This window comes from Cellvibrio sp. (genome assembly GCF_046347455.1).
In the GTDB taxonomy this organism is placed as follows: Bacteria; Pseudomonadota; Gammaproteobacteria; order Pseudomonadales; family Cellvibrionaceae; genus Cellvibrio.
This window is the reverse complement of sequence record NZ_JAXMGC010000005.1, coordinates 179,835-195,005: the sequence shown is the minus strand read 5'-3', so window position 1 is coordinate 195,005 and position 15,171 is coordinate 179,835. Positions and strand designations below refer to the sequence as shown.

Sequence of the window (15,171 nt, the reverse complement as noted above, 5' to 3'; positions counted from 1 at the left end):
TGGCTTACAAAACCTGCTTTTTAGTTAGCGTGAGGATGTACAAAAAGGTGGTCGCAAGCACTATGGACGGCCCGGCGGGGCTATCCCAATAGTAAGACGCACCTATTCCCAAGCAAACCGCGATACTGCCCAGAGCACTTGCCACAATCGCCATGGCTTCCGGTGTGTGCGTCAGCCTGCGGCTGGCGGCGGCGGGAATGATGAGCAGCGCAGTGATCAGCAGAACCCCAACCACTTTCATCGCAATCGCAATGACCAGCGCCATCAATAACATCAACGCCGTGCGGATTTTTTGGACGGGAATACCCTCCACCTGCGCCAGTTCTTCGTGAACGGTAATCGCTAACAAAGGTTTCCAAAGTCGGGTCAAAGCGAGAATGACCAGAAGAGATACTGCCCAAATAGTGATGAGATCCACCCTATTCACCGACAATATATCGCCGAATAAGTAGGCCAGCAGGTCTATGCGCGTACCGCTAAACAGGCTCACACACACCAAACCCAGCGCGAGTGTGGAGTGAGACAAGATTCCCAGTAGTGTATCAGTCGCTAGAAAACGGTTGTTCTGCATGCCCACAAGTACCAAGGCTAAGAGCAAGCAACCAACAGCCACCGCGAGGTTCAGGTTTACGCCGAGCAAGAGCCCAAAGGTAATTCCTAGCAATGAGGAGTGTGCGAGTGTATCGCCAAAATAGGCCATGCGCCGCCATACGGCGAAAGACCCAAGCGGCCCGGCGACCAAAGCGACAGCGATACCGGCGAGTAATGCGTTGAGAAGAAAATCAGCCATGATGGTGCCCGCAAGAATCTGTGCAACCCACATGACCTTTGATCACGTTGCCATGAGCGTCATGTTGGTGGTCGTGGTGATGGTGATAAAGCGCAACCTGGGGTGCGGCGCCAGCAGTGTCAGCCAAGCTTGCGCCGAAAAGTGCGAGGTAGGCCGGGTCGTTAGTGACCTTATCGGGGTGGCCGTGACAGCAAACGTGCTGGTTAAGGCAAATCACCGTGTCGGTCGTCGCCATCACCAGATGCAAATCGTGCGAAACCAGCAGAACGCCGCAGTTACGCGTTTTGCGAATTTGGTTGATAAGCGCATAAAGCGCAGATTGACCGCTAACGTCCACACCTTGAACGGGCTCGTCCAAGACTAGCAGTTGAGGATCACGCAGTAGCGCGCGGGCAAGCAAGACGCGTTGTACTTCCCCGCCCGACAAGGATTGCATGGCGGCCTTACCTAATTTTTGGATACCTGTTAGCTCCTGAATTTCCGCCAGGTTCACGCGCGCTTCGCCACCTAATAAGAGAAAGCGCTCAACGGTAAGCGGTAAACTCGCGTCTAAATGCAACTTTTGCGGCATATAGCCAATGCGTAGATCTGGCGCCCGTTCAATACTGCCTTCGTCAATTTTGATCAGCCCCAACACGCTGCGTACCAGCGTGGTTTTTCCCGCACCGTTGGGGCCAATCAAGGTCACTATCTTGCCGGCTTCAAGCGTTAAGTCCGCGCCTTTTAAGAGATGGCGGCCGTTGCGAATTACGCCCACGCCTTGGGCTTTTATCAGTGTCATGGGCTTAATCCTTGGCTTTTTGGCAGCTTGGGCAGAGTCCATTGATTTCTACGCTGTGGCTGGCGAGCGTAAAACCCGCGTCTTGGGCTGCGCCCAAAATGCTTTGGTTTAGCTGCGTATTATCTAACTCAACAGCGACATTGCAGTTTTGGCAAATCAAAAAATGACTTTGGTGTTTTTGCGAAGGTGATGGGCAGCCGATAAAGGCATTCAAGCTATTAATGCGATGTATCAGCCCTTCTTCCAACAGGAAATCCAATGCACGGTAAACCGTTGGGGGCGCCACGCGACGGGTTGATGCCTGCGCCAGCATATCCATCAAAGCGTAGGCGCCCAACGGCTTATGGCTTTGCCACACCTGTTCCAAGACTTGTTCGCGTAGGCTGGTTAGGCGAACACCGCGCTCGTCGCACAGCTGGCGCGCCGATTGGATTGCATCGGTTATACAATGGTGATGGTTGTGGTGGCTGCAAGCTTTGGCAAGCGTATACATGATTGAGATGACCAAAAGCTGAGTGAGATGGACAATATGTTACACTATAACCTTATTTATCACAGTCTCGATGAGGGCGAGTGCAAGATGAGAATTATGATGCTGAAAGGCTTTTTAGTCGCCGCACTCTTGCTAGGTACAAGTCTCAGTCATGCTAAACCGCTCGTCTTATCCAGCCTGAAGCCCTTGACCTTGATCGCTCAGGAAATTGCGGGAACAGCGGCGGATGTAGACACGCTCCTGCCAGAATCCGCATCTCATCACGATTATCCACTCAAAGTTTCGGACTACTCGCGCCTGCAAAAAGCAGATTTGTTTGTATGGATTGGGCCAGAGTTAGAGAGTTTTCTCCAGAAGCCCGTAGCGAATTTGCCCGCCACCAAGATCCTGACAGCCTATGATTTGCCTGGTCTTTTTTGGCCGGACGAGGCATCCGTTTCGGATGATCACCATCACGCCAAAGATCCGCATTTGTGGTTGGATGCACGCAATGCTGTTACCGTCGCTCGCGCAATTACGGAAAAGCTCATAAAGCTCGATGCGCCTAATACCGACCTATATCGCAAAAACCTGCAGGTATTTGCGTCAAAAATGCACGAGTTGGACAACAGGTTACTGGCTCAGATGAAACCCGCTTCAGGAGTGGGTTTTGCGGTTTATCACGAGGGATTTGCACACTTCGTAAGCCATTACGGGTTGCGCCAGTTGGATTACATTACTTTTACGCCCGAGCAGAAACCCGGCGCAAAACACATGCAGCAATTGCGTGAGCGACTATCGAAAGATGGAAGTTGTTTGTTTCTGGAGCCTTATAACAACTTACAGGCTACGCGTGATTTGGCTCAGGAGTTACATCTGCGGATCGGAACATTGGATGCGCTGGGCACACAAAGCACAAAGACCTACTCGCAACTCCTGGAGCAAATGGCAACAGATTTCTTAACCTGCCTGACGAATGTGCGTCACTAACGAAGTGTGCATTGGAAGGCGTAGCTTAATGCTGCGTGCCGCCAAGGCATCAATTTGGCGTTTGTTCAATTCCATCACAAAAGCATCGTAAGCGGCGCGGACTTTTTTGTCCGAGACCAAGGCGCTGCTTTTCAATAAATCAAGAATCCCGCTTTCCGTGGCGAGGCGATGGCGTTCGCCGGTGCTGTGGTAGTAGGCACTACCTAATTGTTGAAGTCGAAAAATCGCGGTTTGCGAGAAAATCAGTATGTCCATTGTTTGGCTCCTTTGACGATAAACATCATGTTTATGCTTTGATGAAAAACGAAATTAACAAAAAGCATCCAAATTCTAGGTTAAAGAAAGAACACATGTGGTTCTTGCAGCGATCAAAACTCAACAACTTGTAAAATTTGTGACAGCGATAAAAAAAGGGCCCTGCGACGCCATAACTAAAAGGTATAACGAACCGCAGAGCCTATGCAGGGTCAAACACGAGGAGAGAAAAACAACATCAAACAACGTTACAAAAAACAATATCAATCATTTCTCAACATGCCTGATTGCAGCATGCTGGCTTAAATTATTTGCGCAGCGGCGCAAGGATCTGGAGGGATAGTCAAGTTACAGGAGCAACTTCCTACATCCGCTAATACTTCTCAATCTGCCAACGGCAGCTCAATAAGTGCAAGCGTTTGTGCGCTTCGCTCAGTCTCTGCAGTTGGCAGAACTGTTAACCCGTATCAACTTCCAGGCCTTTTCCCGTCTAAGCGGGATAGCATCTTTTCCTGTTCAGAAGAGAGCTATTCGCAACATCAACAATTCTTAGAATGGTTGGTGTGCAATGGTCAGCAGAATCCAAGGAGCAAATACTGGAGCCGCTAAAAGTACGGCCACTAATGCTGAAGATGATTCTTTAATTTTTGCGTTCATTTTACGATTTCCTTTTTGAGGTGTTTACTTTCGTTACCGAGGTAATTTTGTTACCTCTTGTTACTCATGGTAACACAATAATTTTTTTTGGCTAGTAATTTTTATCTATATTTTTGGAATAAATAAATAATTATCAGCAATATCAATATATTGTGATGTATATCTCATGCAGCATCTTGTTGCGGAATTTGTGCACAAAGGTAACACATAAACTGTCACAAACTTGTGTTACCTGCACCCAAAGAGTGCTTTTAAGGTTTTGGCTGCTTTTGAAGGGGGGTTTTGTGTATTCTGAGGGTTAATCGTCCTGCCCTTTTGCTTAAGACTACTTACATGATTTCCCAAAATTCCCCGCTTGAGTGCGTTGCACCACTTGTTCTCGTTGATGGTTCTTCTTATCTGTACCGTGCGTACCACGCGTTACCGCCTTTAACTAACTCTAAAGGGCAACCTACAGGTGCGGTGAAAGGCGTGATTAACATGATGCGCCGCTTAAAAAAGGACTATCCGAATAGCCAAATCGCTGTGGTATTTGATGCAAAGGGCAAAACCTTTCGCGACGATATGTTTGCCGAATACAAAGCGCACCGCCCACCTATGCCAGACGACTTGCGCCCGCAGGTGCAGCCCATCTTCGATATTGTTCAGGCTATGGGTATTCCTTTAATGGTGGTAGAAGGTGTAGAGGCAGATGACGTCATCGGCACTCTCGCGCGCCAAGCAACGGAACAAAAATGCGACGTTGTGATTTCAACGGGCGATAAAGACATGGCGCAGCTCGTGAACGAACACGTCACGCTTGTTAACACCATGACGGAAACGGTTTTGGACATTCCCGGTGTTCATGAAAAATATGGTTTCGGCCCTGAGTTGATGATTGATTACCTTGCGCTTATGGGCGACAAGGTCGACAACATTCCAGGTGTCCCCGGCGTTGGCGAAAAAACGGCGCAGGGTTTGATTCAAGGCATAGGTAGTTTGGATGCGATTTATGCCGATTTAGAAAAGGTGCGAACCCTATCGTTTCGCGGCGCGAAAAATATGCCGGAGAAATTAATTGAACATCGCGACATGGCGTATTTATCTTACCGACTTGCAACAATCAAAACAGATGTTGAATTAGAGTTGGGTCCAGAAACCATAAAATTATCGCAACCCGATAACGCAAAACTGCGTGAATTATTTGAAGATCTCGAATTTAAAGGCTGGGTAAAAGAGTTGGGTGAAGGTTCTGCGCCAGCTACAGAGCCCTTAGAAAAAAACGAGCGCACTTCAGAAGCAGCTGAATCCACAACCGTAAATTCTAATTCAGAATTTCTGCCAGTTTCTGCACCATCTGAAATTCAATACGACATTATTACTGACAAGGCATTGTTTGGTGAGTGGCTAGTTCGCTTAATCAACGCAACTGCATTTTCGTTTGATACAGAAACGACCAGCCTCAATATCATGGATGCAAAAATTGTTGGTTTGAGTTTCGCTGTTGAGGCGGGAAAAGCGGCTTATGTTCCCTGCGGACATGACTATATGGGCGCGCCCGAACAACTATCTATCGACTGGGTTTTGGCGGAATTGAAAACCATTTTGGAAGACGATGCCAAAATAAAAATTGGCCAAAATTTAAAATACGATCGCAGTGTGCTGTTGAATTACGGCATCACCTTGCGTGGTATTGCCTTCGATACCATGCTGGAATCATATGTATGGAATTCTATTGGCAGTCGCCACAATATGGATGTTCTCGCTGAAAAATATCTCGACTACAAAACCGCAACTTTCGAAGAGCTCGCAGGAAAAGGCGCTAAGCAGCTGACGTTTAATCAATTAAAAGTAGAAGATGCTGGACACTACGCGGCAGAAGATGCGGATATTACTTTGCGTTTGCATCAATTTTTTTGGCCGCAGCTTGAAAAAAATTCGTCACTAAAATCAGTATTTGAAGATATTGAGATTCCCTTGATTCCAGTTTTGTCGCACGTAGAGCGCAACGGTGCGCTTGTTGATGCCAATTTGTTAGGCAAGCACAGCATTGAACTGGGTGAACGTTTAACTCAGTTAGAGCGAAAGGCTTACGAGATTGCAGGGCAAGAATTTAATTTGAGTTCGCCTAAGCAGTTGGGGGTGATTTTATTTGAGCAGCAAAAATTACCCGTAATCAAAAAAACACCTACTGGAACACCGTCCACCGCTGAAGAAGTGTTGCAAGAGCTTGCACTGGATTATCCATTGCCAAAAGTGCTCATGGAATATCGCGGCCTTGCAAAATTAAAATCCACCTACACGGATAAATTACCGCTCGAAATTAACAAGCGCACCGGCCGAATTCACACAAGCTATCACCAAGCAGTTGCAGCGACCGGGCGATTGTCTTCGCAAGATCCCAACTTGCAAAATATTCCCATTAAAACCGAAGAAGGCCGCCGAATTCGTCAAGCGTTTATTGCACCCGCCGGTTATAAATTAATTGCGGCGGACTACTCACAAATTGAACTGCGCATCATGGCCCATCTTTCGGACGATGTTGGTTTGCTGAATGCCTTCGATAAAGGTTTGGATGTGCACCGCGCAACTGCTGCAGAAGTTTTTGGTGTGAGTTTGGATTCGGTAACCTCGGAAATGCGCCGCAGCGCGAAGGCAATTAATTTTGGTTTGATTTATGGGATGTCCGCATTCGGTTTGGCAAAACAATTGCGCGTTGGTCGTAACGAAGCACAGCAATATATTGATCGCTATTTCGAGCGTTACCCAGGCGTACAGCGCTACATGAATGAAACGCGCGCGTTGGCGCATGAGCAAGGTTTTGTAGAAACGATTTTTGGTCGTCGACTGTATTTGCCCGATATCAACGCGAAAAACAAAAATTTGCAAATGGCTGCCGAGCGCACAGCTATCAACGCGCCCATGCAGGGGACGGCTGCAGATATTATTAAGAAGGCCATGATTAGTGTGGATGCGTGGCTGGGCAAATCAGCGCTGGATGCAAAACTCATCATGCAGGTACATGACGAATTGGTGTTAGAAGTCGCAGAAGATCAACTAGATCAGGTGAGAGATGGTGTTGTTGCCCGCATGTCTAATGCCGCACAGCTCAAGGTTCCCTTGTTGGTAGAGGCGGGTATTGGCAATAATTGGGATGAGGCGCACTAAATCTTCGCTTGTGGGCGATTTGGTAAGGATGTAACCAGCTGATTCTTATGGGCTTTTCTAATTGTGCAAAAATTTTTCAAATTTATTTACAAATATCTTGAACTTATTGGAAAGGGCTTAGTCTCAGTTATGTGTGTTTTACTTTCATGAGCTAACTCCTCCCCTGATGGCAATTTGCCAGCTAAGCGTTAAAGACTATGCAAAGCTACCCTGACTTTTAGTCGGGGTTTTTTTTGTCTGCGATTTGGCTAGTTATTCCTGCATCAAAAAGTTTGCAGCTGGATTGAACTTAGTGGGATTGCTGCGGCCATAGTTTCAGGAAGCATGTGATTCTCCTCTAGTCCTTCCGGCGCTTTTCCCCAAGGGCGCCGGATTTATCTCCGGTGGCTTGGCCACCGGTTTTTTTATCCCTCTATTGGTTCTTCTTCCAAATTTTCTGTCTCTTCAACCGGTGCAAGCCATGACTGAAGCTTTGCTTTCAAATCATCGACACCTGTATTTTTCAACGACGAAAAGGTCTGGATGCTGACTAAATCGGCAATTCCCGCATTTTTTATGGCTTTCTTGACCGCCATCAATGCGCTGCTTGCTTGACCACGGCTTAATTTATCGGCTTTGGTTAGCAAGATATGCACGGCCATGTCGGACTCGGTTGCCCAGTTGATCATGGTGGTATCGAACTCTTGCAGCGGGTGGCGTATGTCCATTAACAGCACCAATCCCTTTAGGCATTGGCGTTCGCGCAGGTATTCGGATAGGTAGCGTTGCCACAGTTCTTTTTGCTCGCGGGATACTTTGGCATAGCCGTAGCCGGGTAGGTCCACCAACCTTTGAGTAGCGCTCAGCTCGAAAAAGTTGATGAGTTGGGTGCGGCCGGGGGTTTTACTGACGCGCGCGAGTTTATGGTTGTTGGTCAAGGCGTTGATGGCGCTGGACTTACCAGCGTTAGAGCGCCCTGCAAAGGCAACCTCAACTCCCTCCTCCGGCGGACACTCGCGGATACTGGGAGCGCTTAGCGTATATTTGGCCTTGTGGAAGTTAATCGGAGTGGACATAAAAACCCTTCAAAATGGTGTGTTATTAGCACGATGGTATATAATGCAGCATGCACTTCTGCGGAGTAATGCCTGCTGGAACAAAAGCTTGGACGCTTAGACATGGCGTCTGGGAAGGTAAAACAGACAAGCAGAAGGTGGATGGCCGGCATTGTAGCCTGATGACTATCCCTAAGCGAATAAAATGACCCTAAGCACCGCTCAAGTGCTTACAACACAATTGAATGACAGGTTTGCCGATGAAATATCTTGTAAAAAATGCACTTTTTTCGCTGGGTTTGATTGCAATTGCTCAGGGTGCTTCTGCCTCTGGTACGGCCAAGTTGGCGGGTGATGCTAAAGCGGGCCAAGCTAAAGCTGCAGTGTGTGGCGCGTGTCACGGTATGGATGGTAACAGTGCGGCTCCAAATTTTCCTAAATTGGCTGGCCAAGGCGAGCGTTACATCGTAAAACAACTTCACGATATTAAAGCATGGGATACCGAAACCAACCCAGCTAAAAAAGCATCTGCTGGCCGCGTCGTATTGGAAATGACAGGTATCCTTACTAACCTGAACGATCAGGATTTTGCGGATATTGCAGCTTATTTCTCCAGCCAAAACACCCAGCTTTCCGGTGCGAAAAAAGAAGAAGTTCAGGTGAACTCTGGCTTGAAAGTGGATTCTCTTGAGTTGGGTGCAAAAGTGTACCGCAGTGGTAATGCTGCCAACGGTCTCCCTGCGTGTGCTGCTTGTCATGCACCAGACGGTAGGGGTAATGCGCCAGCTGGCTTTCCTCGTTTGAGCGGTCAACATCCAGAATATATTGAGAAGCAACTCACCAACTTCCGCGCGGGCAACCGTGTTAACGATGGCGATACCTCTCCAATGCGCACTATCGCGGACAAAATGAGCGATGCGGAAATCAAAGCAGTGGCGAACTTTATCGCAGGCTTGAATTAATTCTTGTCAGCGAATCCTCACTTACGTTAAAAAGGCGGCTTTGGTCGCCTTTTTTATTGGCAAGTAATTAATAAACTGCCGTATAGCCTGGGTTCATCTTTCCCCTTTCATTATTTTGAAAACATCGGAGACGATACATGCGTATTTTTGCTGCCCTCATGGGTGTTATTTTTTCTGCAACCGCTTTTGCCGCAGAGCCAGCTGCGCCTTCGCTAATATTCCAGTATTTGGAAGGCAAGGATTATGTGGTATTGGAAAAACCTGTTCCTACAAGTACACCCGGCAAAGTCGAAGTTGTCGAAGTGTTTTCATACCTTTGTCCTCACTGCTACCACTTTGACCCCATCCTTGCCGCGTGGATGAAACAGCAAAAGCCAGATGTGGCTTTGGTGCAAATACATGCCTCATGGAGTCCGGCGATGGAACCCTATCAAAGAGGTTTTTACACTCTGGAAGCCCTGAAAATAAAGGAAAAGGCTCATGCAGCAGTATTTGATGCAATCCACAAAAGCCAAAAAGAATTCAAAGATGCCCAAGCTTGGGCTGATTTCTTGGCGCCTTACGGTGTGAAAAAAGAAGCGGTTATCGCGACCTATAATTCAGACGCCATTACCAAGCAGCTAGCACGTTCCAGCGAGTTGTTCAGAAGCTACCAAATTTCAGGTACTCCCGAAATGGTGGTTGATGGTAAGTACCGTATCAGTACGCGTTTTGTTGGGACTCAGGAAGATATGTTGAAAGTGGTTCAATTCCTGGTGAACAAGGCTCGCGCGGAGCATGGCGCAAAATAATAAGAGTCGTTGTTAGCGCTGATTTGCGTTAAGCGGAACTTAAAAACATTGTGGCAATCCTAGCCATACTTTTTTTGATGATGTGGAGTTGTATATGCGTATGTTTGCCGCCCTCGTGGCGCTTGTGTTGGGTGCGTCTGTGTCAATGGTCGAAGCAGCTGATCTCACGGAAGGTAAAGATTATGTGGTCTTAAGTGAGCGTGTAACGCCCGCAGATCCATCAAAAATTGAAGTGGCGGAAGTTTTTTCTTATTTATGTTCGCACTGCTATCACTTTGAACCTTTGCTGACAGCTTGGGCAAAAAAGCAACCTGCCGATGTGCAACTTGTTCAAACCCATGCGTCCTTTAACCAAAACTGGCCGATTTATCAGCGTGCTTACTACACTATTCTAGCCTTGGGTGTTAAAGACAAGGTGCAGGATGCAGTATTCAATTCAGTCTTTGTTGGTCAAAAGCAAATGCTAACCGCCGAAGCTTGGGCCGATTTTTTGTCGCTATACGGTGTGGATAAACAAAAAACCCTGAGCACCTACAATTCATTTGGTGTGAACAGCCAAATCAAGCAAGCTGACGCCCGCGTGCGAGACTTTAAAGTGTCAGCAACGCCAACGGTTGTGGTTGATGGCCGCTTCAAAGTAGCTGTCTCCAAACACGAAGATATGCTGAGAGTAACCCAATCTCTCGTGGACAAGGTGCGCGCCGAACGCGCCGCTAAACACTAGGTTCTGTGGTTGGAAAAAGCGCCCGCGTCAGCAATGCCGCGGGCGTTTTTGTTTCTGGGCGTTGCTTTCGATGAACCGCGTCTATACTGATTATCAGAACAAAAAACCTGTAATTAGAGAGCTATATGGTTGACCGATCTGAAGATAAAAATGGCAGCTGGCGAGAAAAGTATCTAGATGCGCTTGATCAGCAGGAAAAAATCGAAAAAAACTTGGCGGCGCAGCAAGAACTCTTGAGGCGCGCGCTAGTGCGTGTGAGCGTAGTGGCGGATGGGCAAGATGATGCGCTTGATGGCATTCTCGGGCAATTGCGCGAACGTATGCGCGGATCCATCGCTGGGGATATCAGCAGTTTGATTTCGCGCCTCGATGAAGTTGCCATCAATTTTGAACAACACCGCGAACAAAATGCCTTAGATGTTCGCACGTCTTTGTCAGAAACGGTTAAACCGCTACAAACCTTGGATTTGCCTCGCGGTGTTAAAAAAGAAATTAGCCAATTTCTTTCGCAGCTGCCAGAGCGTAGTAAAAAAGTGCGGTTGTATCCGGCGCTGTTACAACAGCTTGCGAGTATCCAGCAACAAGCCTTAAAAGAAATCGAACAGCCTAAAACCGGATTCCTGCAAAAAATTCTGGGTTCGCAGAGTAACGCTAAACCTATCGAAAAAACTGCACAACAAAAAATGGAAGACGATGCTTCTGAGTCAGCCGAATCTCCTGTGGCAAAAGCAAGTCCATCTGGCCCAACCAATATTAACTATCAAGATATAAATGCGGCGTTGACTCAATCTGCAGTATCAGCAGCCCCCGCCTTTTTGTCTGCGTCTAACAACTCCGAGTTACCGAAAAAATTTGTCGAGCAAATTACACAGGTTATCAATCAATTTTTAACTGGGCTTGAAAAAGAAGCGCCGATGGTTAAAAAAGTTCAAGCCATTCGCGAGCGAATTAACTCTGCAACAACGGCTGAGTCGTTTATTAAAACCTTGGAAGAATTGCGCGATTTAATGATGCAATCCTACCTGTCAGCCAACCAAGCATTTGCTACCTATTTAAAAAATGTAAATCAGGAACTTGCCGATATTTATAGTTTGGTGGGTGGTGCAGTTGAGACAGAAGCGAGTCGACGCAACGCGAGTGACGCCTTGCAAAGTTCGGTGCGCCATGAAATGCAGGAGTTGGAGTCGAGTGCGGAATCTGCAACCGATTTGGCGCAACTCAAAAATCTGGTGCAATCACAGATAGGAAATATCCGCCAAGCGTTGGATCAATATCAGCATTCAGAACAAACCTCCAACCAACTTGCTAGTCAGTTAGAGGCTTTGTCTAGCAAAATAAAAATCATGGAAGACGAAGCGGAAAAAAATAGAACCGTGCTGGAAAAACAGCGCCATAAAGCGCTTCACGACCCACTCACTGAATTGCCTAACCGAGAATACTATAACGAGCGGGCAAATTATGAATATCATCGTTGGCAAAGATACAAACGTCCGTTAACGCTAGCGGTTTTTGATATAGATTATTTCAAAAAAATTAACGATAGCCATGGGCATCAAGCAGGCGACCGCGTGTTAAAGGTTATTGGTCGGTCAGTAGCAAAACGCTTACGCGAAGTGGATTTTTTCTGTCGCTACGGCGGTGAAGAATTTGTCGCCATCATGCCAGAGACTAGTCTTTCAGATGCAATGTCGGTGTTGGATACCATTCGCGCTGCTATCGCCAATGCTGCGTTTAACTACAAAGAGCAACCCATCGCTATAACACTATCGATTGGTGTGACGGAATTCAAAGCGGGCGATGACTTGGATACCGCGTTTGCAAGAGCTGATGACGCTTTGTACGCAGCCAAATCCAGCGGGCGTAATTGCGTTAAATCAGCCTAAGCAGTTTCGGTTGAATTGATTAACACTATTTAACCAAAGCCAACAAAATTAATCGCCCGGCTAGATGCTGGGCGTTTATGCTATGTGAGTCTGACATTTCCTTTCTTTCTTCAATTAGCGTTTAGCTAGGTTCACTATGAAAAAAATAATTTTTGCCTGTACTCTCCTGGCCGTTGCTTGTGCGCAGGCCAAAACTCCTGCGGCTACAACAAATGAATCTTTAAGCATTAATGACAAAAACTATTTTGCCATGCAGGGCTTGAATGTCACTGTATTTAGCGACATCTACCCCGACGGTCACCAAACCGGCGTAACCATTATTCAGCATGGTAGCCGCGTAGCGGCAAACGGCGATTTGCGTTTGGAAGTATCTCCAGGGCAGTGGTCACCGGTTCCGACCGGCGGTGAGCAAGTTGTAAACAAGGAGCAACGTAGCATCACCCAAACCATGTCTTACCCAGATCCCACAAAAGACAAGAAAGGCTTCAACCCAATCAATTACCCGGATTTAAAATTCTCCTACAAAGTGAACGTCACTGCGTTGGAAGGCAATCAATTTAAAATCAGCGTCGATTTAGATAAGCCTCTTCCTGCGGAGTGGATCGGAAAGATCGGTTTCAATTTAGAGTTGTTCCCGGGTGAATTATTTGGCAAAGCCTTTTTGATGGATCAACAGTCCGGTATTTTTCCGCGCCAAGCAAATGGCCCTATGGAAAATGTAAATGGTGAATTTATTGCTGCGCCCTTGGCGGCGGGTAATAAATTAGTTGTTGCACCTGATGATGATAAAAGACAGATTGTTATTGAAAATAAAACCGCTAACGCGGCAGGAAAATTGGAATTATGGGATGGTCGCGGCAACCACAATAATGGTTGGTACATAGTGCGCACCAGTGTCCCAGCCAACGCAACCAAAAATGCCATCGAATGGGTTGTGACACCCAATGTGGTAAAAGGTTGGAAATATGAACCCGTGTTACAAGTATCGCAAATTGGTTACTCCACAAAGCAACCGAAAAAATTAGTGATCGAGCAAGATGCAACTGATGTAAACGCCGATGAGGTTAGCATTTATCAACTAACTGAAAGCGGAAAGAAATTGGTGCGTAAAGGCAAGCCACAAACCTGGGGCAATTTTTTACGTTACAACTATCTGACTTACGATTTTTCCGATATCCAAGTGCCCGGTAGCTATGTGATTTCCTATCGCGATCAATCAACGTCATCATTCAAAATTGCTGAGGATGTTTTTGATCGTCACGTATGGCAACCAACACTCGAATATTTCTTACCAATGCAAATGTGTCACATGCGCGTGAACGAAAAATATCGTGTATGGCACGGCTTGGATCATATGGATGATGCGCTCATGGCGCCAGTAAATCACAATCACTACGACGGTTATATTTCCGGCCCATCAACTTTAACCAAATATAAGCCGGGCGATCGCGTGCCAGGTTTGGATGTTGGTAACTGGCACGATGCGGGTGACTTCGATATGCGTATCGAATCAACGATGGGTACGGTTTGGTTGTTGTCAGAAATGGTGGAAGAATTTGGTTTGAATTACGACACCACAACTATTGACCAAAAAAATAAACTGGTAGAGATTCATCAGCCCGATGGCAAAAACGATGCGTTACAACAAATTGAACACGGCTTGTTGAGTGTACTGGGCGGCTACAAAGCTTTGGGTCGTTTGTATCGCGGCATTATTGATGTGGATTTGCGTCAATACGTGCTCTTAGGTGATGCATCTGTGCAAACAGATAATCTCCCTTATGACCCAAAGTTAGCTAAAGGCGAAGTCAAAAACGGCAAGTCGGGTAACCCTGACGACCGCTGGGTTTTCACTGAGGATAATCCAAACCGCGAAATTGATGCCGTAGCAGGTTTGGCGACAGCTTCACGCGTGTTGAAAACCTACAATCCACAAATGTCTAAGGATGCTTTGACTGCTGCGACAGAAATTTATGAAAAATCTTTCGCACGTGCTACCAAAATCGACGCGAAAACATTTGCGATTGCGGAACTTTATTTAACAACCAAAGATAAAAAATACCTCGCCGATTTAATGCCGCTCAAAGATCAAATTGTTGCGAAAATTGATGAGGCTGGCTGGCCGCTCGGCCGAATTATGGCCGATATCGAAGACAAAAATTTCGTGGCAGCAATTAACGATGCGGTGGACAAGCATCAACAATTAGTGCGTGATCGTGCGAAAAAAGAATCACCCTACGGCGTTCCTTACAAACCCAATATTTGGGGTGCCGGTTGGCAGATTCAGGAATTTGGTGTTAAACAGTACTTCTTCCATAAAAGCTGGCCACAGTTCACAACAACTGACGCTTACTTCAGTGCGTTGAATTTTGTGCTGGGTGTTCACCCAGGCTCCAACACACAATCATTTGCATCTGGTGTTGGTGCAAAATCAGCAACGGTTGCTTACGGCGCTAACCGCGCGGATTGGACATATATCCCTGGCGGTGTGGTTTCAGGTACAGCATTGATTCGTCCTGATTTACCGGAATTAAAAATCTGGCCATTCTTCTGGCAGCAAACAGAATATGTAATGGGTGGCGGCGAAACCAATTATATGTTCCTGGTGTTGGCGGTAGATGCTGAAAACAAGAAAAAGCAATAAATAAAATACGGGCCCGTCGCTAAGCTTTAATTATATTTTAA

Annotated in this window: 12 protein-coding genes; 7 read left to right on the top strand and 5 right to left on the bottom strand. The window is 46.8% G+C overall.

Translation table 11 applies throughout. From position 1 onward, the window contains the following. Window positions 1–4 precede the first annotated feature (4 nt). Genes znuB through U1F02_RS11075 form a run of 3 tightly spaced genes read right to left on the bottom strand, consistent with a single transcriptional unit; the run spans window position 5 to window position 2,064 of the window. Window positions 5–790 carry a zinc ABC transporter permease subunit ZnuB gene (gene znuB / locus U1F02_RS11085; protein ID WP_409990571.1) on the bottom strand — a complete coding sequence of 262 codons (786 nt, stop codon included), beginning with the start codon at window positions 788–790 and terminating at the stop codon, window positions 5–7. Further along, complete coding sequence (gene znuC / locus U1F02_RS11080) at window positions 783–1,571, bottom strand: zinc ABC transporter ATP-binding protein ZnuC (RefSeq protein WP_409990456.1); 789 nt, start codon at window positions 1,569–1,571, stop codon at window positions 783–785. The genes znuB and znuC overlap by 8 nt, the downstream gene beginning before the upstream one ends. A 4-nt stretch (window positions 1,572–1,575) precedes the next feature. After that, window positions 1,576–2,064, bottom strand: a complete 489-nt coding sequence (locus U1F02_RS11075) for a Fur family transcriptional regulator (protein ID WP_409990455.1) — start codon at window positions 2,062–2,064, stop codon at window positions 1,576–1,578. Between the two features lie 87 nt (window positions 2,065–2,151). On the opposite strand from U1F02_RS11075, the gene U1F02_RS11070 reads away from it, so the two are divergent. Further along, a complete protein-coding gene (locus U1F02_RS11070) occupies window positions 2,152–3,033 on the top strand; it encodes a zinc ABC transporter substrate-binding protein (RefSeq protein ID WP_409990454.1) in 882 nt (293 codons plus the stop codon). Here the strand turns inward: U1F02_RS11070 and U1F02_RS11065 are convergent. After that, complete coding sequence (locus U1F02_RS11065) at window positions 3,004–3,288, bottom strand: hypothetical protein (RefSeq protein WP_409990453.1); 285 nt, start codon at window positions 3,286–3,288, stop codon at window positions 3,004–3,006. The two genes, U1F02_RS11070 and U1F02_RS11065, sit on opposite strands and share 30 nt — an antisense overlap. A 990-nt stretch (window positions 3,289–4,278) precedes the next feature. Between U1F02_RS11065 and polA the strand changes: the two genes are divergently transcribed. Then, window positions 4,279–7,092: a DNA polymerase I gene (polA, locus tag U1F02_RS11060; protein WP_409990452.1), complete on the top strand. Its 2,814-nt coding sequence runs from the start codon at window positions 4,279–4,281 to the stop codon at window positions 7,090–7,092. Window positions 7,093–7,496: 404 nt separating this feature from the next. Here polA and yihA read toward each other — a convergent pair whose 3' ends face one another. Continuing rightward, entirely contained in the window at window positions 7,497–8,147 is a 651-nt protein-coding gene (gene yihA / locus U1F02_RS11055; protein ID WP_409990451.1) for a ribosome biogenesis GTP-binding protein YihA/YsxC, read from the bottom strand. A gap of 239 nt (window positions 8,148–8,386) precedes the next feature. On the opposite strand from yihA, the gene U1F02_RS11050 reads away from it, so the two are divergent. The 5 genes from U1F02_RS11050 (at window position 8,387) to U1F02_RS11030 (ending at window position 15,130) form a co-directional block, all read left to right on the top strand. Continuing rightward, complete coding sequence (locus U1F02_RS11050; protein WP_409990450.1) at window positions 8,387–9,088, top strand: c-type cytochrome; 702 nt, start codon at window positions 8,387–8,389, stop codon at window positions 9,086–9,088. Between the two features lie 137 nt (window positions 9,089–9,225). Then, window positions 9,226–9,879 carry a thiol:disulfide interchange protein DsbA/DsbL gene (locus U1F02_RS11045; RefSeq protein ID WP_409990449.1) on the top strand — a complete coding sequence of 218 codons (654 nt, stop codon included), beginning with the start codon at window positions 9,226–9,228 and terminating at the stop codon, window positions 9,877–9,879. Between the two features lie 94 nt (window positions 9,880–9,973). Next, a complete protein-coding gene (locus tag U1F02_RS11040; RefSeq protein ID WP_409990448.1) occupies window positions 9,974–10,603 on the top strand; it encodes a thiol:disulfide interchange protein DsbA/DsbL in 630 nt (209 codons plus the stop codon). A gap of 125 nt (window positions 10,604–10,728) precedes the next feature. Then, a complete protein-coding gene (locus U1F02_RS11035) occupies window positions 10,729–12,486 on the top strand; it encodes a GGDEF domain-containing protein (protein ID WP_409990447.1) in 1,758 nt (585 codons plus the stop codon). 136 nt (window positions 12,487–12,622) lie between these two features. Beyond that, on the top strand, window positions 12,623–15,130 hold the full coding sequence (locus tag U1F02_RS11030) for a glycoside hydrolase family 9 protein (RefSeq protein WP_409990446.1): 2,508 nt from the start codon (window positions 12,623–12,625) through the stop codon (window positions 15,128–15,130). The last annotated feature ends 41 nt before the right edge of the window (window positions 15,131–15,171 follow it).